The sequence below is a fragment of the Rhizobium indigoferae genome (genome assembly GCF_034554815.1).
Taxonomy (GTDB): domain Bacteria; phylum Pseudomonadota; class Alphaproteobacteria; order Rhizobiales; family Rhizobiaceae; genus Rhizobium; species Rhizobium leguminosarum.
In genome coordinates, this window is record NZ_CP140635.1 from 2,854,441 (window position 1) to 2,875,644 (window position 21,204).

Below are 21,204 nucleotides of genomic sequence, written 5' to 3' on the forward strand. Positions count from 1 at the left end.
GCAATAGGCGGATCGACAATAACTGCAGCGAACTTGACGGCATCCTCGGGTGATTCGAAGTGCTTTCCATCCATTGATGAATGTAACCAAGATGGCGATCGAGACTGACGCACGAGATGCGACGAGAAACCCCGCTCGGCACTCAGGCAGCGCGCAGCAACTCCTCCGCGCGATTGCACAGTTGAGCTAAAATCTCGTCTTTCCTTGGAGATAGCTCGACCATCGCAACAATGCGATTGAGTGCGACAAGGGTAGCAAGCCGGGCTTCAATATCGGCTATATGCAGTTTGGCTTCTCGAATCTTTGTCTCGAGGTCTACCAATGTCTGGGGTCCACCGTTCGCGGTTTCCTCCGCGAAAATGTCGTCGATATACGGTTTCAGAGCTTCAGGGCTTTTGTGGTTCATATCAATGGCAGAACCGGAAAGGATAGTTTCGGTCCAGTTCGAGGCGGGGCCGATACGGGCCGCATGGGCCCTAGCGGTTGCAAGCCTTTCCCTGATTCTGTCCTTGATGAACTTGCTCCGGACCTTATGGATGGTGCTATTGTGGACCCCTGCCTCTCGGAGTGCCTTCGTGGCCAGCTTACTGACGGTACCCGATTTGGGGACCTGCCCGTTACTCTTGATAAAAAGGTGGTCTGCGGGTGAACCACTTTTCCGGATGATATCAGCGCGAGGGCCACTTGCGTAGCTAAGCATCCGCATGACGACTGGAACGCTGAAATAAAGAGGAGCAGTCTCACCGAGTTGGTCATCTTGCCCTTTGCGCTTGACTTGAATTGCCCATTTCCCGCCGCTGTTGAGCAACTGATTGAACTGATCAATGTTTGGCAGCTGCCAAACTCGGGCAGCGAGCACTTCTGACACCCTACCCCCACTGTCCTCGACAGCCGAGAAAATGAGGGAGTTTCGTGTGCCGTGATTGCGCTTATGGAAGTTTTGGTGAACCGTCACGAGGTCGGGGTCCGTCGGCGTGACCTTTTTGCCGTATGAACTTTCCTTTCCCTTGAGTAGCCATGGCGACGACCAGCTATGTGTCCTCACTCCGCGTTTCGAGACGTTGGTCCTAAGCTCGCTCTTGATTGGAAACTCGTATTCGAGCATTTCCGCCGGCAATGCGTCTGGGGCATAAATCTGTACGCGATACCTCAATCGTCCGGCACGCTCTTGATGACGGTAAAAAGAGTGGATCACGCCCATGATTTTGTTTATCCGCTCTTTCCCGGTTCGCTTCACCCTGAGACTTTCGCGGAACTCGAGGATTAGGTCATCATCGACCTCCCGCCATTTTTTCCTCAAGCGCCGTAGCCATCGAAAAAATTGCAGTATTATCTTCGCGCTGTCCCACAGCGAGTCCGGAAGATCCATCCTGACCCTGACACACTGCCAGCTGTAAATTTCAGCCTGGAAATCGTTGTCGAAAGTGACCCTTGGGCAACGTCTAGTATACTTTCCAATCCTAGCTTCACCCCATTCGATGACATCGCGCAGCTTCCGGGCCTGTTCACGGTGGATGCGTTTAGAGGTAATTTCATCCAAGCTCATGGTCTTGGGCGATGGATCGCTGGCAATCAAGTTACCACCGAACTCGACCGACGCTTCCTTGCGGGCGCGAACCAAATCCCAGGTCTTCAGAAAGCGTTTGATTTTCGGGGTACTAAGAAAGGACGCATGACAACCTAGCTGGCTGCGGAGCCAGCGACGAACGACCATGCCCCGCTTGAATGGTGCGGTCAGTTCGTAGTTCTGCCTTAGCTCTTCCAACCGTTGTTTGTAGTCTGCACTGCGGGCAGAATTGGACACGGCCATCTGCTTTCTCATTTAACAACCCCCAACCCCTCAAGACCAAACAAACGTGCCTTTAGGTTGCTATTTTCTCGGCTCAGGGCTTCGACCCTTTGCTCATAGTGATCGACCAAACTTTCCAGCGATCGCACCGTTTTCGCCTTCGACTCTAGCCCCTGCGAAAGACGGTCCCGCTCGCGTCCTACGACTTTAAGACGCTTCTCAAGGAGACCTCCCCTCGCTTTGCTTTCTTCGAGTTGAACAGCGAGCGATTTGCGAGGGGATGCGGCACTGCCCTCCACAGGCGGCGTCAATCGGGTGATCTCGGCCTGGAGAAGGATGAGCATCGCCCCAAAATCTGAGTTCGTGGTCGTATACCTCGCTTTGGAGCCGATCGGCTCAATTCCGAACTCGGACGACTCCCATTTTCTTATCTGCTCTAGGCTTTCGATGTTGGACCAAAGCTCTGGTGTGATGTCCTCCGGGCGCAAGCTCGCGAGAGCGTTCACTCGCTCCCGCAGCCGCTGCTCCATGGAATTCGCAAACACACGTCGCTTTTTCGGCGCAGTAGTTCTGATGCATCTTACGCGCTTGGTCATGCAGCTTCCTTTGGCGGAACAAGACGCAAGAATCTGTGCGCCTGGAGCATTTTGAAGATGTTCTGAGGGCGACAATCGTTTAGAGCCGCCTGAGCTTCGACGGCCTGGTTAGCAACGTACTTTCGCTGTTCTGCGTTCTGCATGCTAAATGGACAATCGCCGCATACTGACGATCCGGCCGCGCTTACGTCTGCGCCAAGTCCCTCGCCCTGCCCATTTTTTCGACAGTTCGCTTTCTCAGTTGCTTCCTCAGTGTGCGGGCATCCACATGTGCTCCAGGCGTTCGCAGTGAAGATGTTAGCTTCTCTTCCCATGTGTCTAAGCAACAATTCGGCTGCTGCCTTGTCGACCATGACGACTTTGCCACGCAACATCCTCTTGAGCCGCTCTGACAGTTTCCGATAGCGATTGGCAAGCGGCCCAGTATACTCGTCCTCATCGTTAGCTATGGATCTGGCAATGTGGCGTTTGAATTCCTGCTCCGTTTTTATCCAGTAGCGCGCGGCCTCCGTGTCTAGGGTGGCATATGCCCTCGTTAACGCGACACTCCAATGCCGAAGTTCGTGGGAAAGTGTTTCCATTCCCCCATTGAACCTGTGAAAGAACACGACAGCGTAGAACCGGCGAAACTGGCGTGGGTACCAATGCCATTGCTTCTCCACCCCATCCTCTTCGTACGACGTGGCCCCAAGTGTACGGGCCAATTCGGTCATGCCCCTTGTCACCTCTAGTCTTATGAACCGCCTAAAACGAGGATCGTACATCCGGAAGAGTTCATTGGTCTGAGCCTCGGCACTGTGCAGATCTGCGATGGCAATCAGGATTTTCACTGCACGTGCGATGATATTGGGGATAGTTACCAATGTTTTCGTGTGGTCGTGATTTTTGACAATGGTGATGTTCAGCCACCATCCATAGGTGTCGTTCCCAGCCAAGCAATCCCGATCCAGCAGCAGAACCTCTGTCCGTCGACGTGCTGTGAATCCGGAGATAAGAATGAAGCAAGCCTTTGCGACCCTCAGCACCTCAGCTCGCACAAGTTGAACCGTGTCCCAACTGACCGTCGAACTCAAATAGCTTCGATAGGTCTCGTTGTAACGTTTCTCCACTCCGCCCCATTCGTTCACCAGGATCCTGGCACACTGTTCAAAGAGGCTGATCATCAATCCATGCGGGGCGATTGGCGTCGACTTTGATGCGCGCCCGAGACGATTTGCAATTTCGTTCGGTGTCTCCTCAGCAAAAGGATTGAACCTAATTGTCGGGCAATTCATTACGCTTTTGAGTGAATGAAGCGCTTCAAAGAAAGAGATGTAGCTATACACGGAGTTGGCGGACATCGTCCCTCCCGTCTTACTGACAACTTCATCATCGTCTTCGTCGTCCTCTGGTTCCCTCTCAGGTACCGGTCTGGCCTGCAGGCGATTGAGTTGAACAAGGAGGATTCTCGAAAACGCGCCGGCTGTCACCGAATCGGGTAGATTGCAGGCCTCAATCACGGCTTTGGGATCGAGCGCCAACTGCGGTTTGCGTTTTAGGAACCGGTCCGGGAGCTGTGAAATGCTGGCGAATGGCCGCATCAGGTCTTCGACGCGGTTAACGGTCCTCAGTATTCCATCGACCCCGAAAGCGGCGTCCTCAAACAACTCCTCAAGATCGCCTTCAGAGACCTCTTGGAGCGACTTAAAGCGCCTGGCGGCGAGCCCATGAAGAGTATTCAGCCCGACGCGATGCCAGCGTTGGTGGGTCGACGCGTCACGAAAGCGGACGTAGGGTCCCGCTCGTATCCAGAATGTGAACTCCCGAGCAACGGGAAGCCAGTTTGAGCTTTCGGTTAAGCATCGCCCATCGGGCATACGGAACCTGAAGTCAAGGCGCTCCGAATCCGGCCCAACATCGTCATGAACCTCCCACACGTTTGCCACATAGGAGCTTCGCAGCCATATAGCCTTTCGGTCCGAGCCGGTCGAAAGCAAACTCTTCACCAACGGTTCAACAATCAGCTTTTCACGTCGCTTCATTGCGTCAATTCCATGGCTGATAAGGGCGGAAGTCAGGGTCATTAAGTCTTTGGTCAGCGATTTCTTCAGCCTCCCGCCAGACCGGCAAAAACATCGCCGGTGACATGAGTTCCTCGACCACTTCCACCAACGCCAAGAATGGTACGAACTCCTCCTCCCAGCGCTCCGGGTGATCACGGGTCCAGTCCCCCTCTGCCTGCTCGAGCGAGCTTCGCCAAATGATAAGCCACGAGAGGGACTCGGCTTCGATCATGATTCTCATTTGCTTGCAGCGGAAGCAGTCGAGCGTTTCGCACATCAATTGCGTCTCGCTGGACCGAGCATATGGATCGGCGCATGTAATGCCGATACCGACATCGATCGCCTCCGCTAGCCTAGCTTCAATCAGGTTTGTGTCCAAGCTGATGAACGCGGCTCCGCCGGGGATTGCATGGATCGTGCACGCCTCAAGTAACTCTTTGAAGTGTCTCGACTGGATCTCGGCCATCAGACGTAATGGGAGCCGATCGTAGTAACTTAGGCTCACGTTTTCGGTATGCTGAGCCAAGGCTAGAGCGGTGCCGAGTTTGCCGCCGTTGTCGATCGCGCACATCAAAAGTAGGCTGGGTCGCCACATTTGCGGCGTGAGCGGAATATCGCGAAGTTCGGCAATCGTCTGCCGCTGCTTCTTGAAGAATGTTCGCAGGCCGTATTGATTAATGGGCTGAATTCTCGGGCCAACCCTCTGAAGAAACATCAGATCCTTGTAGGCCGGAGGGGCTATATCTCTGAGGTACTTTCCCCATTTCAATGCGACTTCCAGTGCCGAACACTCGTCGGAGCGCATTTCAAAATAGTATATAATGGGCTTTCCCTTTGCCCGAGTTTTGAACCCAACTACCCTTCGATAGTTCTTGTCCTGAGATTGCTGATAGCACTTCTCTAGCAATCCCCTGCCAACTGGAAGATTGACGCCCGATGCCTGAAAATAAACGGATGCGCACGCGTGCATCAGATCGTTACTTGGAAGCAGATAGCTCTGGATTTCGCTTGAGGTCGCAATCTCTTGGTAGCGGTTTTTGAAGAACCAGTAGCCATCCTCGTCAGCAAGAGGAGCTTTCCGCCTGAACCTGTCTCGGATCAATCGCAGGCAATTCTTGAGAGCGCATCTGTCATTCGTATCGGGATGTGGAAAATACTCTCGGAATATCCGACTTCGCTGCGATTGGCTCAGCGATTTTTCGGAGATTGCGTCCCAATATAGGGAAGGGTCCGCCCCCTCTGAGGCAAGATCATCCCCTTCTATCAATCGCCCCACCCCCTCCTCGATCAGATGTTTGAAGCGCGTGTTCAACAGGGTTTGTCGTTTCTCAATCAATGTACGGGTCGCCGCGATGACCTCTAAAGGCCCCTCTTTTCCGTTGATCAGGAAATCCTGTCTTAGGGCGTTGAAAAAGTTTCGCGAGTCGAGGCGATCGCATTCAGCGAAAAGGGAGAGATTGTTAGCGTTCGTAAGCTTTTCGATAAACTCAATAAAGCCGTCGACCGTCTTCTCGTGATCATCTGCCGACCTTGGCGCGACTTCAGCGAAAGATTTGATCGTTCCAAGAGGCTTCCTCGATCGCCCCTCAGCTATTCCCGCGGGCAGCCAAGGAAATAGCCCATGGACACTTAGTTTGCGATTAAGGTTGTTGATGGTTCTGACGACCCGCGGGCGGCTTTGTTCCTCCAGGCTGTCGCGGAACTGTATTAGCACATAAACCCAGTCCACATCGGTGACGGAACCACGAACGTTAAGACGATCCACGATGGTGGCAATTATGCCCCCCTGTCCCTTCGCCCATCTCATTAACTCTAGCAAGACAAGATGCATTCGCCCGGCATTGGAGCCGTCCAGCTCCGAATACGATTGGCGAAAGGCTTTTGCCATGCGCTCGACGTACTCCGCCGAATAGCCTAAGAGATCCAACTCTGCGAAAGAAAAGAACCGTCCGTCGATAGCGGCAACATACGAATCCGAGGCCAACCGTGTAGCGTTGCCCTTCTCAAAGGCCTCTATTAGGTCCTCAGCTTCCTTGAACAGCCGGGGTATTCCAAGCGCCTCGCGTAACTTTACAAGGTTCGCGGTACCATAGAGTTCGTGGGTGAAGCGGCCTGTACTGAGCAGCTCGGCAAGCTCTCGGAGCGATTTCTCCTTACGAACGCATATGTACCCGGCATCGATCGCTTCGCGATCAAATCGCTCGAAAAGCGCTTGCATTCTTCCCCGTCTTTCGGCGGTGGAGAACGCCTCGGGGATAGCGTCGCGGATCAAGCTTCTATGTTCAAGCTTGCCCGATACTACATCGACAAGCCGCTGATCGATCGATGCTCTGATCGCAGCTTCCACCTGTCTGTCCAAAACGTCCTCATTGACATCTCGATTGCCGTACTTCGCGTTGAAGTACTCGAAAATTTCGGGGTGAAGCGTGAGATTGGCCTGGTCGATGCCCATCTTTTTCGCAATCGCAACTTTGAGCACGCAGCTATGCTTCCAAATCGGCTCATCGTTCGCAATACACTCTTGTATAGTGAGATAGATGCGCTCGCGTTGTGAGCCAGGCGGAATGTAGACGGGCGGCAAGTCAGGGCTTGGATCGTAACCTAGATCGAAAGCGCGGCGATCGTATTCAACGAGCGAATTCTCGATACTGGGTGCGATCTTGGCCTTACGTCCGACAGAAATTGCTTCGAAGGCCTGTTGCCGATCAAGCCGCCCTTGAGAATAATGCAACGTCCTGTTGCGGAAACCTCGTTCTATAAACGCCCCTAGCGCGGCCAGCCGGTCTTCAAGATAACCGTTGTTCGCCTTCTCCTCAAAGTAGCGGACGATATCCCTACTTCTTGAGACGTAAGACTGCGAAAGACCTATCTGAGTAGCCACCGTTCGTTGATTGATAAAACCGTGGTCGGTAAATGGCAGCGATCTCGAAGCTAGGCGCTGTTCGAGGAAATGATAGAGGGCTGCGCGCGCTGACCCCTCGTTGAACTTGGGCGGCATCATTGTCCGCCTCTACTACCGCGGGGAATGTCAGGACCGTTGAGTGTGCCGTGTATTTGCAAGGTAATGCGTGGGCAATTCCTTCGCCCCGCGGCACGATAGATGGGATGATGCTCCAGATATCGATGCAATTCGTCCATCGCCGCTCTCCTCTCACGGCGAAGATTCAAAAGCAAATTAGTTAATTTACAGTTAACTAAAAATATCGACGCAATCAGGCCGGAGCATCAACACTGAGGTTGATAGAACAATAGCCTTTTCGGATGAACACTCCGCACAAAAACGTCGGAGTGCGACACAGATATTATCGTCTTTATTTATCTATCTACATTTTTTACTTTAAATCTTTAATTTAGCCTGGAAATGCAAATTATAGACCTTGCCGTCTTTATTTACGGCGGGCACAGGCCAACTTCCTGCGCTTCACAAAGCCAAGGCAAAGCCAGTTTCACGCAACGCGTGTCAAACTTCAGGATCAAAATTAGACGGCCACATCACCAGCTATTGGGGCGTGCGGATCATATCCGGAAACCTGAAAGTCGCCGATCTTGAAGTCGTTTATGTCCGCCGCCCTTCTCAATAAGGTTAGCTTAGGGAAGGGCCTCGGTTCGCGCGCCATTTGTTCCGTCACCTGCTCAACGTGATTGGAATAAATGTGCACGTCGCCACCGGACCAAACGAGTTCTCCGGCTGGCATTCCCACCTGCTGCGCGATCATGTGTACAAGCGCCGCCTGCTGGCAAATGTTGAATGGCAATCCCAGAAAGAGGTCACACGATCTCTGGAAGACCATAAGGTTCAGCCTTGGCTGAGAACCAATTCCAGAGACGTGAAATTGATAGACCATGTGGCACGGCGCGAGAGCCATGCTCGACAGCTCGCCGACATTCCATGCATGAAAAATTAGACGCCTGCTGGACGGGTTCGTCCGGAGGTCGTTGATAAGAGTGGCAACTTGGTCGTAGGTTCGGCCGTCAGCCGCGACCCATGCCCGCCACTGTTTTCCGTAGACAGGTCCCAGATCGCCCCACTTACGGGCGAAACTCTCGTCGTTCAGTATGCGACTTTCAAACGCTTGCTGCGAAATCTGCTCACCGGTCTGCCTGCGGTACGTGGCGAGGGGCCAGTCACTCCATATTCTAACGCCCTCGGCGAGCAGAGGCCGGATATTAGTATCGCCTGTCAGGAACCAGATCATCTCCTTCACTGCAAGCTTCCAGTAGACACGCTTGGTCGTGAAAACGGGAAAATCACCATCCGATAGATCAAAGCGCATCATCGCACCGAGAGAACTGAAGGTGCCCACGCCCGTCCGATCGATCCGCTTGTCTCCAGTGTGGAGCACACGCTCGAGTAGATCAAGATATTGAGTCTCGGGGTGACGGGCCATGGGTATCCCAAACAAATGCTGTTAGCGTTGCTTCAGTCCGCTCACGAACTGCAATGATACCGCTATCCTGAGCGGTTTCCGATTTCTGTGAAAGATTTCAATGTACTGTATGCGTGATACCGACTGACACTCCGGGAACAAAATTCACGCCGAGGAAGATATCGGCCGAGCGCTGGTAGAGCTGGCAGGAAAGCTTGCCATCAGCCACATAGAATTGGAACAGGCAATGGCAGGGCGGCAGCGCCATTTCGTCCACTTCCGCCGGATTCCAGGCCGAGACGATGTGGCGGCGCGAATTCGGATTGTTGACGATACCTTTGACGAGGTTGGCGATCTGGTCGATATGGCCGCCGTCGGGCGCTGGCCAGGAGCGCCACTGGGCGCCGTAAACAGGCCCGAGATCGCCGTTTTCATCGGCCCATTCGTCCCAGATCGAAACGCCGTTCTCCTTAAGATAGCGGATATTCGTCTCGCCCTTCAGGAACCAGAGAAGCTCGTGGATGATCGAGCGCAGATGCAGCTTCTTCGTGGTGAGGACGGGGAAGCCCTCTTCCAGGTCAAAGCGCATCTGGTAGCCGAAGACTGAGCGTGTGCCGGTGCCGGTGCGGTCGCCCCGGTCGGAGCCCTTTTCCATCACATGATTCAAGAGATCGAGATACTGCTTCATGTCGCGCTGATTCCGTTTCGGCTAATTTAAGCCTTCAGAACCGGGAAACCAATCACCGCCGGGCATTTTCCCAATGTTTCTGATAGGTCGCATAACGCTTTTATGACGTTTGCCCTTTCCTTGGGCTGAGGAAACCACTATATCACCCATGCCGGCTTTCGGGCCGGCTATGGCGATAAATGAGCGGTGTAATAAACCTATTGGACCCGGGGGCGGTACCCGGCGCCTCCACCAAAAACCGGCGGTCTCGAAGGCCGGCTTTTGATGGGGGCGAAACAGGATCGACAAGGGTGTAAAGATCGTCTTTTTGCTCGGCATTGTACCGCCGTTATCGGGCTAAAATTGTAGTTGCAAACGACAACTATGCGGAAGCTCGTCTCGCTGCTTAATCGCGGTGTGACACTTCAATCAAAGTCCTAGTGGTTCGCACCTCTAGGCGGGGTCCGAAGGCACCTGGCAACAGAAGCCTTCACCTTCTCCCTGCCGCCGAAATCATGTATGCTGCTTAAAAACGTGACTCGGCTCCGGTCTTTCCCAAGGCGCCCGGACGTGGCATACAACCTTGTGAAAAGACTCCGAACCGACGAAAGACAGGAAAAGCATGGGGCAGGATCATATCCGCTACGACATTCTGGCACAGGATGCACTTCGCGGCGTCATCCGCAAGGTATTGGCGGAAGTCGCAGCCACGGGCCGCCTGCCCGGTGATCATCACTTCTTCATCACCTTCCTCACGGGCGCGACCGGGGTGCGCATCTCCCAGCATCTGAAGTCGAAATACCCCGAGCAGATGACCATCGTCATCCAGCACCAGTTCTGGGACATGAAGATCACCGAAACGCATTTTGAGATCGGCCTTTCCTTCTCCGACGTTCCGGAAAAGCTGGTCATCCCATTCAATGCGATCCGCGGCTTCTACGATCCCTCCGTCAACTTCGAGCTCGAATTCGACGTGCCTCTCGCCGATGGCGAGGAATTGCCGTCCGGTGAAATCACCGCCTATCCGGTGGATGCGGCTGGAAAGTCGGATGACGCTGCGGGCGCAAAACCCGTCGATGGCGAAGAGAAGAAACCGGGCTCCGTCGTCTCACTCGACTCCTTCCGCAAGAAACAGTGATTTGAAGGGAGGCCAAGCCTCCCTTTTTCATAGGGAATTCAGGCAAACGCATGAGCGCCGAAATCATCAATCTGCGCCAGTTCCGCAAGAAGCAGGCTCGCTCCGAAAAGGAGAAGCAGGCCGAACAGAACCGTATTTCCTTCGGCCGCGCCAAGGCCGAAAAGCAACTGACCCGCAGCCTGAACGACAAGGCCGACAAGACCCATCGCGACGGCCGGATCGAGACTGATGACGACGGCGCGTGAGGGTTTCACGCAAAGCTTGAAAAGCTGGAATGGATTCTGCGATCAGCCACTTGCGCGGTTTCCTTGAATCGATCTGCCAACCCACGCATGATTTGACAAAACGTCCTGAGCGCGTCCTCGCGGACGCTCAGCGCTCTAACCGGGATGTGAAGGCGCTCCATGATCCGCAAGCATTCGGCGACATTGCACGGCCATCGCACCAGTTTTTCGCTTGAAGATGAGTTCTGGGCCGAGCTGAAGATGATTGCCGCGGGCCGTTCGATACCGCTCGCCTCTCTGATCTCCGAAATCGACGACCACCGCCCGCCGGACAGCAACCTGTCCTCGGCGCTGCGCTTGCATGTGCTTTCCTGGCTGAAGGCTGGGGGCGACCGCCAGCCGTGACCCGGGCCTGATGCACGCTGCACAAAACCGTGGGGCAATTTTTGGCGAAAAATCAATGAAAACAAAAATCTGATACGCCTTGCATGAATTAAATTCTATGCAATCTCACTGCGCCTGAACGCCCGGCAACTGGTCAAAATTGAGCGGACCCGGCTGTGCTTGCCCGCTGCGCCGTGCCGCTTCCGCCTCGGCGGCAGCCCTCGCTTGCGCATCCGCCTTCGCTTTGGCCTCCGCCGCGCGTGCAGCCTCTGCCTCGGCAGCAGCCTTCACAGCGGCTGCTTGCTGCGCCAGTGCACGCAGCCGCTCTTCCTCCGCCTGCCGTTGTTGCTCGATCTCGGCCGCCTTGATGCGCTCGGCGTCGTTGAACCGATAGAGCGCCACCTCGCGGCGCAGCCGTTGTTTTTCGAGCACGATCGCCTGCAGCCGTTCGACCCGCCGGCGCTCGCGCTCGAAAGCGCGCAGCGACAGATAGCTGGTGATATCGGTCACATCCATCGTCTTGCCGGGTGATGGCAGCATGCCGGAAAAATTCAGCCTGAGCGCCGGCTCCGCACCAGAAAGCGCTTCGGTGCCCGGATTGAACCCGACACCCAGCGTCGCGCTGACCCGCTCTTCCGGCAGCGCGATCTGCGCATCGGCGGTGATGCGGGCGAGATCGTTGGCGACGGTGACATTCTGCACCCTCAGCGTCCCGTCGGTGATGTTGAAGGGGACGCCGAGCGGCGGCAGCTTCGCCTCGCCGTTGCTGAGCAGCGTTTCGATGATCGGATGCACCTTGCCGGCATTGATCTGCTCCTGCATCGTATCGGTCGCGGCAAGCAGCGGCGGAAGGATGGCAAGATTCAGCCCGCGTATGCTGGTATCGCCAAGCCTCAGTTCGCCCGAACCATTGAGCGAGCTGGCAATTTCGCCGATCGTCTTGCCCGAGGCCTCCATCGACAGCGACAATCCGAACTTGCCGTTGGCGATCGGCGCGCCGTCGCGCAGCCAGACGACGCCGGAAAGATCGGAATCGGCAAGCGCAAGCTTCGTCTGCAGGAAGCCGGTGCCGTTGGCATTGGTGAAGAGCAGGTTGCCGGAAAGCTTTCCACCGTCCCAGTTGCCGGCCATGTCGTTGAGCTGCAACTCGTCGCCCTTGTAGGCGACGTTGCTGGTGAAGTCCGACACCGCCGTATCCGGCAGGCCCGGCCAGAACTGCTTGGCCATCAGCTTCACGTTGACGTCGAGATCCTTGAAGATGGGCAGCCCCAGCGGCGCCGTCGTCAGCTGACCGTTGGCGGGATCGACGATCTGGCCGAACACCGCCTCGCCGAGCCAGCCGGCATCGGCCTTGGTGAGTGTCAGCCCACCGCTCGCGGTCGTCTTCGCAGCCTTCCGGTCGAAGGTCAGCGCACCTGAAAATTCGTTATCGGCCGCATGCCCCTTGAGATCCGAAAAGACGATCTTGTCGCTGTCGACGGCGGCATTGACCTGCAGGCCGAGCGGCAACCCGGTTCCGGTCTGCGGCAGGGCGATGCCGTTCATGATGAGATAGGGGTCGATATCGGCACTGTCCAGCGAAAGCCCGATCTGGCCGTTCATGAAGGTCTCCGGCCGAACATCGACCTTGCCGTTGGCGGTGAACGAGGTCCGGTCGGTCGCAAAGCTCAGGGCCGCATCGGCGGGATCATTGCCCGATGCCTTCACCTTCAGCGTCAGGCGGCCATTGGCCCCGACATCGACCGGCAGCGGGTCGAGCCCGGCCTGGCCGAACAGGATGGACGGCACCGCGTTTTCGAGCGTTGCCTCAAGGCTCGTCGTGCCATTGCCGGTCAGCGCCAAGAGGTCGGACATGCGGTAGTCGAGATTGACGCGGCTGCCGTTCGAGACACCGGCAAGTGTCACCGTCAGCGCGTTGCCCTCGTCGCCGCCGAGCGTCAGCGCGCCGCGAAGCGCCGTATTGCCGTACCACCCGGCATTGCGCACCAGCCGGTCGAGCACCGGGTGATGCGGCAGGTGCTCGCGCAGCATGGTAAAGAAGCCGCCGGGATCGGCCGATTTAAAGGTGATTTCACCCGCGCCCTTGTAGTCGAGCAATGAGCCTTCCGCTCTTCCCGTCGCCGTCAGCTCGGCGCCTGCGATATCCTTGATCGACAGCCGGTCGACGGCAAGCGCGCCATCGGCGATCGTAAAGGTGGTCTCGACATTGTCGGCACTGACGCCGAAGGCGGTGAACTTGTCGGCCTTAAGCTGGGCGGCGATCTTGTGGTCGAGCACGTTGTCGCCGGCATCCTGGCCGGTCATGAGCCCGCTCAGCGCCTGCAGCGCGTCGAGATCGAGCGTATCGCCGTTTAGCGCCACCGACAGCGTCGGCGTCTGGCCGGAAATCGCCTGGCGCTCCAGCCGGCCCTTCAGCGTCGCCGGTCCGATGGCAATCTCGAGATTTTCGAAACGCTGCAATTCATGCGTCAGGCTGACATTGGCGGAAAAGCCCGCCCGCCGCAGTTGCCGGATGGCCGGATCGACCGAGCCGGCAAGCCAGGAGGCAAGCCCGGTCGGCTGGCTGGAAGCCACCACGATCTGGCCGTTGAACGAGGCCTCACCCTGAAGCAGGAGCTTGCCCTTGCCTTCCACCTGCGTGCGCCCCGGCAGCGTGCCGGTGGCGCTGTCGATCATCCAGCCGGTGCCGGCCGGCTCGAGCTCCAACTGCACGTCACGCAACGTCGTATCACCGGCGACGATCGCCGGCAGCTTGACGCTCGCCTTGCCCGGCACCTGCGGGATCGGCACCTGCCCGACGATATCGATCAGCGAATTCAGCCGTTGGCGCGCCGAAACAGCCGCATCGCGCGTCGTCTTGCCCGCAGTGCCCTGATTGCCGATACGGTTGACGTCGATCTGTTGCCCGTCGGCGGTCAGCAGGAATTCCGGTGCATTGCCGGTATCGAGCGTCGCCTCGCCGGTTATGACATAGGGATCGTCGGTCGGGCCGATCTCCATCCGGTATTCGGGAATGCGGATGCGTTCATTGGTGAGCTCGAAGCGGCCCTTGACGCGCGGCGGCTGCTCTTTTTTGTTGGCGGGCTTGGCGCTGTTGCGGATCTCGATCGCCGCCGAAAGCTGGCCCTGATAATTCGGCTTGCTGTCGACGAGCTTCAGCTCGCCGTCGAGATCGACGCTGACAGGGTGCTTGTCCGGCGAAAGCCTCGTGCGCATGCGCAGCACGCCCTTGTCGTCCGGCTGGCTGCTCGAGATCGAGAAGCCGCCGTGCTCGCCGTCAAGCGCAGCGTCGCCCTCGATGCGCCAGGGGCCGGCCAGCGACTTTGCCGACATTTCCGCATTGAGTCCGGTGATGCGACGCGAGCGGCCCGACTGGTCGTCGATGAATTCGACCTCGCCGCCGCTGACATGCACGTTTTCGAGAACGACGGTCCTTGCCGGTATTTCCGCGCGGCTGCCGCGCATCCAGTCGAGCGTGCCGTCCTTGAGCAGTCTCAAGCGCACCTTCGGATTGACGATGCGCATGTCGAAGATCAGCGCTTCGCCGGACAGGAAAGGTGCGAGCTCCGCATCCATGGAGAACTGCTCGACCTTGACGATCGGCGTGCCGTCCGCTTCCTGGCCGACGCGCACATCATGCAGCGTCACCGATGGAAACGGCAGCAGGCGCGCATCCACCGTGCCGTAGACGGTGACTTTCTTACCGATAATGCGGCTTGCCTGATCCTCGAAATTCTTGCGGAAATCTGTCCAGTCGATGAACAGCGGCGCAAGCAGCGCCACAAACAGCACTACGACGATCACTCCCCCCAGAAAGACGAGGAACCGGCCTACCAATGCAAAGCGTCTCCATTCGGGATTCTGTTGCCGACACTAGAGCATGATGCCGAAAAGTGTGAGCGGTTTTCGGACGACATCATGCTCTAACTCTTTATTTGAGAACAGGATTCAGATTTCAGGTTGAGCTTGCCCAACATCATTCTGTTCTAGCGCTATTCATGCCGGGGGCAAGGCCCAAGTTCATGAGAATATTCCGTTTTCAGCCATGGTGGAAAATCTTGCCGGGATTGAAGATATCGTCTGGATCGAGCGCCTGTTTCACCTGTCGCATCAGATCCACCGCGCCGCCGAGCTCCTGTTCCAGAAACGCCATCTTGCCTTGCCCGATCCCGTGTTCGCCGGTGCATGTCCCGTCCAGGTCGAGCGCTCGCTGGTTGAGCCGCTGCACGAAGCTCTCAGCCCCGGCGATGTCTTCGGCACTTTTATCGTCGAACAACAGCAGCACATGGAAGTTCCCGTCGCCGGCATGGCCGACAATCGGCCCCAACAGCCCGTGCTCCTCGATATCCGCCTGCGTTTCGGAAACACAATCGGCGAGCCTCGATATCGGAACACAAACATCGGTCGAAAGTGCGGCAAGCCCAGGCGCCAGCGCCCTTGCGGCCCAATAGGCGTCGTGGCGCGCCTTCCAGAGCTTCGTCCGTTCCTCGGCATTGGCCGTCCACAGGAATTCGCCGCCGCCGCATTCCGCCGCGATCTCGGCAAAGGCTGCCGATTGCAACGGCACCGTCTCGTCGGTGCCGTGAAATTCGAGGAACAGTGTCGGGCTTTCGGCATAGGAGAGCTTGGAATAGGCGTTGCAGGCCCGCATCTGTACCGTGTCGAGCAGCTCGATGCGCGCCACCGGAATGCCCATCTGGATCGTCATGATGACGGCATCACAAGCGGCCTTGATGCTCGGAAAGGCACAGGCCCCTCCGGCGATCTTCTGCGGAATCGCCTGCAAGCGCAGCGTTACCGAGGTCAGGATGCCGAGCGTGCCCTCGGCGCCGACGAAAAGCCGCGTCAGGTCGTAGCCGGCGGAAGATTTGCGGGCGCGCCGGGCCGTGCGGATCTCCTCGCCATTGGCGGTGACCGCGGTGACGGCAAGCACATTGTCCTTCATAGTTCCGTAGCGCACGGCATTGGTGCCGGAGGCCCGCGTCGAGGCCATCCCGCCGATCGAGGCGTTGGCGCCGGGATCGATCGGGAAGAACAGGCCGGTATCGCGCAGGTGGATGTTCAGCGCCTCGCGTGTCACACCCGGCTCGACGGTACAGTCGAGATCTTCCGGATTGACCTCGAGCACCCGGTTCATGCGGCTGAAATCGATCGAAATACCGCCATTGGCGGCATTGACCTGGCCCTCCAGCGAGGTGCCGACACCGAAGCCGATCACCGGCACCTTGTCAGTCGCACACGCCCTGACCGCCATCTTCACGTCCTCCGCGCTCTCGGCGAAGAGCACACCGTCCGGCAGCTGCGGCGGGATGTAAGTGGTCGTATGGGCATGTTGTTCGCGGAAGGACTGGCCGGTCTGGAAACGCTCGCCGAAGCTCTGCTTGAGAATACCAAGCACCGCGGCAATTCCGGCCTCGTTGCGTGTGCCCGCCTTCGCGTCCTTCAGCGCCATCCCTTTGATCTCCCTGCCATTCCGCAGAAACCATATCGTGTTCCGCAGGTCAGGCTGGGTATGCGGCAAGTCAAAGCGGCTGTCCAGTTAAGATTGGCAGAAGATTTCATTCCTACTTTGTTATAGGCCGGTCGCTATAGCCAAGTCCGCAGTCCCCGCACCTCAGACAATCGGCGGATTGAGCCGCCCAAAACCCTCCTGCCTGCGATAGGGAAAATAGGGATAGGGCGCCGTGACAGTGCTTATGGCGTCGAGCCTTTCGATCTGCTCCCTCGACAGGCTCCAGCCGACCGCGTCGAGGTTCTGCCGGAGCTGTTCCTCGTTGCGGGCGCCAATGATGACGCTCGATACCGTCGGCCGGTTAAGCAGCCAGTTGATGGCGATCTGCGGCACCGTCCGGCCGGTTTCTAATGCGATCGCGTCCAGCACCTCGACGATGTCGAATAGCTTCTCGTCGTCGACAGGCGGGCCGTATTGCGCCGTCTCGTGCAGCCGGCTTGCCTTGGGCAGCGGCTGGCCGCGGCGGATCTTGCCGGTCAACCGTCCCCAGGCAAGCGGGCTCCAGACGAGGGCTCCCACACCCTGGTCGGCGCCAAGCGGCATCAGCTCCCATTCGTAATCGCGCCCTGCCAGCGAATAATAGACCTGATGGGCGACATAACGCGGATAGCCGTGGCGCTCGGCGGCGGCGAGCGACTTCATCAGTTCCCAGCCGGCAAAATTGGAAACGCCGACATAGCGGATCTTGCCTGCGGCGACGAGCCCGTCGAGCGTCGACAGCACCTCCTCGACCGGCGTCGAGCCATCGAAGGCGTGAAGCTGCAAGAGGTCGATATAGTCGGTCCCGAGCCGGCGCAGCGCATCCTCGGTCGCGCGGATCAGCCGCGCCCGCGACGTTCCCCAGTCCTGCGGCCCCTCGCCCATCGGCAGTGCCGTCTTCGTCGAAATCAGCACAGCGTCGCGCCGGCCGCGGATCGCCTGGCCGAGCACCTCTTCGGAGGCGCCGGCCGAATAGACGTCGGCTGTGTCGAAGAGATTGACACCCGCTTCAAGGCAGATGTCGACGAGCCGCCGCGCCTCTTCCGCATCGGTATTGCCCCAAGCGCCGAACAGGGGACCACTGCCGCCGAATGTGCCCGCGCCGAAGCTCAAGACCGGCACTCTGAGGCCGGAGGCGCCAAGATTTCTGTAGTCCATGGATCTGTCTCCTGTATTTCCTATGAGATAGACCTTGGTCTCTCGATGATATAGATTGCCTAAAAGCAAATCATTTGTGACTTGAATTCATCATGAGTCGTCAGGACATCAATCGCTCCGGCGAAATGGAAGTCTTCGTCAGCGTCGTCGAACGTGGCGGTTTTTCCGCCGCCGCTACCGCCCGGCGCATGACGCCGTCGGCTGTGAGCAAGCTCGTCGCCCGACTGGAGACACGCCTCGGCGCCCGCCTCGTCAACCGTTCGACCCGCAGGCTGCAACTGACGCCGGAAGGCTGCGCCTTCTACGAGCGCAGCATCGCCATCCTTGCCGATATCGCCGAAGCCGAACGTCAGGCCTCGACAGGCGAACAGGCCTCGGGCCGCATCCGCATCAACACCAGCGGCTCCTTCGGCAACCATGTGCTGGCGCCGCTCGTGCCTGCCTTCATGGCGCTTCATCCGGCCGTGACGCTGGATATTTCCCATACCGACAGGATAGTCGACTTGATGGAAGAACGCGCCGATGTCGCGATCCGCGCCGGCCCGTTGAAGAATTCCAGCCTGATCGCCCGCAAGCTTGGCGCCACCAGCAAGATCGTCGTCGCGTCGCCGGATTATCTATCGCGCCACGGCGAACCGCGCTCGGCTGCCGATCTCCGCCGCCATTGCCGCATCGGCTTTTCCTACGCCCGCGCCGTAGAGGGCTGGCCGCTGCGCGAGGACGGCGAAACGCTGATGATCCCGATCACCCCCGGCGTGCAGGTGGGAGACGGCGAAGCCATGCGCCACCTCGCTTTATCAGGAGCCGGCCTTGCCCGCCTTGCCGCCTTCACCGTGCGCGCCGATATCGATGCCGGGCGCCTGGTGCCGGTGCTCGAAGAGGCCAATCCCGGCGATCTCGAGGAGTTCTACGCCCTCTATATGGGCCAGGGCGGGCCACTGCCGGCGCGTGTACGCGCCCTGCTTGATTTTCTCGCCGGCCATGTGCGTTTGTGACGGTACCCCGCCCAAAACCGTGCGGCCTGGGAGGGCGGCATACATAAAAACAATGACTTAGAGCTGCCACGTGAATCAAATTCGCATCTTAAGGCGTCGAGTAGCCAAATTTCGCAATTGACCGCTCGTCTTCCACCCGCCTATACCGGACCCGCGCCAACCGGCTCTTGTAGCCGGCCTTTCTTCGTCATGCCGGAGCCCCTCCCATCTTCAGCCTCAGGGCTTGGCGCCGGCCAGGAAAGACACGGGGATCATGTCACTCAGCGACGCAAGCCGCCTGCTGCGGGATGCCGGCCTGCCGAAATGGGCGCTGCTGCTCGCGCTTTCCACAGCTCTCGTCGTCTTCCTCGAGCTCTTCGCCCTGCCGGCCTCGCTGCTGATCGGACCGATGGCCGCGGCAATCGCACTGGCGCTGACCGTCGGCAAAGGAAAGCTTCGCGTGCCCTTCTGGCCGCTGCAGTTCGGCCAGGTCCTCGTCGGCCTGATGATGGCGCGCACCATCACCCCTGACATTCTCGGCACCATGGCGAAGGACGCGCCGCTCTTCCTGCTGTTCATCTTCTCGGTCATCGCCATCGCCACCGGCCTCGGCTGGCTGCTGACGCGCTGGCAGGTGCTGCCGGGAACGACGGCGGTATGGGGCTCCTCGCCGGGCGGCGCCTCCGCCATGGTCATCATGTCGGAAGCCTATGGCGCCGATGGCCGTCTCGTCGCCTTCATGCAGTATCTGCGCGTCGTCTTCGTCGCCGTCGGCGCCTCGGTGATCTCGCGCCTGTGGGTGGCAGCCGACGGCGCCGAGCCGCCGCCGCTTGTCCTCTTTCCCGAGATCGACTGGCCGGACTTTGCAGCGACGATGGCTTTTGCGGCCTTTTGTGCCTATGGCGTTTGGCGCCTGCGCCTCCAGGGCGGCACGATCATCGTGCCGCTCTTTCTCGGCGCCTTGCTGCAGGGCACGGGCCTCCTGAAGATCGAGCTGCCGATGTGGCTGCTCGCCATCGCCTATGCGCTCGTCGGCTGGAGCATCGGCCTACGTTTCACCCGCTCGATCCTCAAGCACGTGGCGCGCGCCCTGCCGAGGGTATCGGCCTGCATCGTGCTGCTGATGGCGCTCTGCGGCTGCATGGCGGTGGCGCTTCACGTCTTCGCCGGCATAGATCCGCTGACCGCCTATCTCGCTACCAGCCCCGGCGGCGCCGATTCCGTCGCTATTATCGCCGCCTCCAGCGATGTCGACGTGCCCTTCGTCATGGCGATGCAGACCGGCCGTTTCCTGGTGATCCTGATGATCGGCCCGATGCTCGCCCGTTTCATCGCGCGCCGTTCCGGCCTTGCGGAAAATCCCGCTTGATGCATATCGCACCAAAAGTGCGCAGCGGTTTTGGGATAACGACATGCATAAATCAAAGACTTAAAGCGCGTCGCATAAATCCGGATTGACGCGACGCGCTTTAGAGCGCGGCGCGGAGTTATGCGCGAGCGCTGCCCACTGGCCGGGCGTCATGCCGTATGCCTTCTTGAAATGGCGATTGAGATGGCTCTGATCGGCAAAGCCGGTCGCCGCCGCCACATCGGAAATCCCTTCGCCCGCGCCGATCATCGCCCGCGCCCGCTGCAGCCGCCGCATCAAAAGGTACCGATGAGGGCTGGTGGCAAAGGCCGCCCGGAAATGCCGCGACAGCGCGAAACGGTCGAGCCCCGTTACCGCTTCCAGCTCTAGGGAATGCACTGCCCGGGTCGCATGCGCCTCAAGATAATCTCGCGCCGCCTGCGCCTGCCGCCAGGCGACACCGCCGAGCGGCCGGCGCGGCATGCGCGCATGCCGTGACAGCCCGCCGGTCACCCGCGATACGAAATCGTCGACGAAAAGCTCGTCCAGTTCGCGGTCGAGTTCGCCGAGTGCTGCCAGCAGCACGCCCGCCAGCGCGGGATCGCCGATAACGGGTTCATCGACAAAAGGCAGGCCGACGCCATCGGCTTCCAGGCACTCAAGAAGCAGCGACGGCTCCAGATAAAGCATGCGGTACTGCAGCCCGTCCTCGGTTCCCGCCCCGCCGTCATGCTCCTCATCGGGATGCAGCACGATCACCTGCCCCGGCAGGCTGAAGCGCCGCTCGCCGCGATAGCGAAAGGTCTGAACCCCCTTCAGGGTCACGCCGAGCGCATAGGTATCGTGTCGGTGCGGCTCGAAGGCATTGCCTGAGAACTGCGCCGCGATGCGCTCGATGCCGGGAAAGGCCGGCGCAGCCAGGATGGCGTTGCCGGACGGTCCCGCGCACAAACGTTCAAGACCTTCGAAGACCTGCGGATGTAAATCCTGGTTCAACGCGCCCGATACTCCATAACCCGTAGTTAG

At 58.5% G+C, this 21,204-nt stretch carries 14 protein-coding genes, 1 other RNA gene and 1 pseudogene; 6 read left to right on the forward strand and 10 right to left on the reverse strand.

Features of this window, described 5'->3' with window-relative positions; all coding sequences use genetic code 11:
* Nucleotides 1–142 precede the first annotated feature (142 nt).
* The 6 genes and pseudogenes from U5G49_RS14480 to U5G49_RS14505 form a co-directional block, all read right to left on the reverse strand.
* Nucleotides 143–1,822, reverse strand: a complete 1,680-nt coding sequence (locus tag U5G49_RS14480; protein WP_193445510.1) for a hypothetical protein — start codon at nucleotides 1,820–1,822, stop codon at nucleotides 143–145.
* The gene (locus U5G49_RS14485; RefSeq protein ID WP_193445509.1) at nucleotides 1,819–2,385 is read right to left on the reverse strand and encodes a hypothetical protein; all 567 of its coding nucleotides are present in this window, start codon (nucleotides 2,383–2,385) and stop codon (nucleotides 1,819–1,821) included. Before U5G49_RS14485 ends, U5G49_RS14480 begins: the two co-directional genes overlap by 4 nt.
* Nucleotides 2,382–4,406: a hypothetical protein gene (locus tag U5G49_RS14490; RefSeq protein WP_193445508.1), complete on the reverse strand. Its 2,025-nt coding sequence runs from the start codon at nucleotides 4,404–4,406 to the stop codon at nucleotides 2,382–2,384. The genes U5G49_RS14485 and U5G49_RS14490 overlap by 4 nt, the downstream gene beginning before the upstream one ends.
* Nucleotides 4,407–4,410: 4 nt before the next feature.
* On the reverse strand, nucleotides 4,411–7,428 hold the full coding sequence (locus U5G49_RS14495; RefSeq protein WP_193445507.1) for a hypothetical protein: 3,018 nt from the start codon (nucleotides 7,426–7,428) through the stop codon (nucleotides 4,411–4,413).
* Between the two features lie 478 nt (nucleotides 7,429–7,906).
* Entirely contained in the window at nucleotides 7,907–8,815 is a 909-nt protein-coding gene (locus tag U5G49_RS14500; RefSeq protein ID WP_193445506.1) for a thymidylate synthase, read from the reverse strand.
* Nucleotides 8,816–8,954: 139 nt separating this feature from the next.
* Nucleotides 8,955–9,482: pseudogene (locus U5G49_RS14505) on the reverse strand (thymidylate synthase); the annotation flags it as partial.
* A gap of 111 nt (nucleotides 9,483–9,593) precedes the next feature.
* Between U5G49_RS14505 and ssrA the strand changes: the two are divergent.
* The 4 genes from ssrA to U5G49_RS14525 all read left to right on the forward strand — a co-directional run bounded on the left by ssrA (nucleotide 9,594) and on the right by U5G49_RS14525 (nucleotide 11,228).
* Nucleotides 9,594–9,956: a transfer-messenger RNA gene (gene ssrA / locus U5G49_RS14510) on the forward strand.
* Between the two features lie 127 nt (nucleotides 9,957–10,083).
* Entirely contained in the window at nucleotides 10,084–10,599 is a 516-nt protein-coding gene (locus U5G49_RS14515; protein WP_018446518.1) for an SspB family protein, read from the forward strand.
* A 50-nt stretch (nucleotides 10,600–10,649) separates the two neighbouring features.
* Nucleotides 10,650–10,844, forward strand: coding sequence for a DUF4169 family protein (locus U5G49_RS14520; RefSeq protein WP_065276327.1), 195 nt, complete (start codon nucleotides 10,650–10,652; stop codon nucleotides 10,842–10,844).
* A 159-nt stretch (nucleotides 10,845–11,003) separates the two neighbouring features.
* Nucleotides 11,004–11,228, forward strand: coding sequence for a ribbon-helix-helix domain-containing protein (locus tag U5G49_RS14525; protein WP_130717159.1), 225 nt, complete (start codon nucleotides 11,004–11,006; stop codon nucleotides 11,226–11,228).
* A 105-nt stretch (nucleotides 11,229–11,333) separates the two neighbouring features.
* On the opposite strand, the gene U5G49_RS14530 is transcribed toward U5G49_RS14525, so the two are convergent.
* The 3 genes from U5G49_RS14530 to U5G49_RS14540 all read right to left on the reverse strand — a co-directional run bounded on the left by U5G49_RS14530 (nucleotide 11,334) and on the right by U5G49_RS14540 (nucleotide 17,856).
* A complete protein-coding gene (locus U5G49_RS14530; protein WP_193445505.1) occupies nucleotides 11,334–15,044 on the reverse strand; it encodes an AsmA family protein in 3,711 nt (1,236 codons plus the stop codon).
* Between the two features lie 202 nt (nucleotides 15,045–15,246).
* On the reverse strand, nucleotides 15,247–16,659 hold the full coding sequence (locus tag U5G49_RS14535) for an FAD-binding oxidoreductase (RefSeq protein WP_193445504.1): 1,413 nt from the start codon (nucleotides 16,657–16,659) through the stop codon (nucleotides 15,247–15,249).
* Nucleotides 16,660–16,821: 162 nt separating this feature from the next.
* Entirely contained in the window at nucleotides 16,822–17,856 is a 1,035-nt protein-coding gene (locus U5G49_RS14540; RefSeq protein WP_193445503.1) for an aldo/keto reductase, read from the reverse strand.
* A gap of 92 nt (nucleotides 17,857–17,948) precedes the next feature.
* Between U5G49_RS14540 and U5G49_RS14545 the strand changes: the two genes are divergently transcribed.
* The gene (locus U5G49_RS14545; RefSeq protein WP_028732818.1) at nucleotides 17,949–18,851 is read left to right on the forward strand and encodes a LysR family transcriptional regulator; all 903 of its coding nucleotides are present in this window, start codon (nucleotides 17,949–17,951) and stop codon (nucleotides 18,849–18,851) included.
* Nucleotides 18,852–19,104: 253 nt separating this feature from the next.
* Nucleotides 19,105–20,199 carry an AbrB family transcriptional regulator gene (locus U5G49_RS14550; protein ID WP_193445502.1) on the forward strand — a complete coding sequence of 365 codons (1,095 nt, stop codon included), beginning with the start codon at nucleotides 19,105–19,107 and terminating at the stop codon, nucleotides 20,197–20,199.
* 60 nt (nucleotides 20,200–20,259) lie between these two features.
* Here the strand turns inward: U5G49_RS14550 and U5G49_RS14555 are convergent, their stop codons facing one another.
* Nucleotides 20,260–21,174, reverse strand: coding sequence for an AraC family transcriptional regulator (locus U5G49_RS14555; RefSeq protein ID WP_193445501.1), 915 nt, complete (start codon nucleotides 21,172–21,174; stop codon nucleotides 20,260–20,262).
* Nucleotides 21,175–21,204 lie beyond the last annotated feature (30 nt).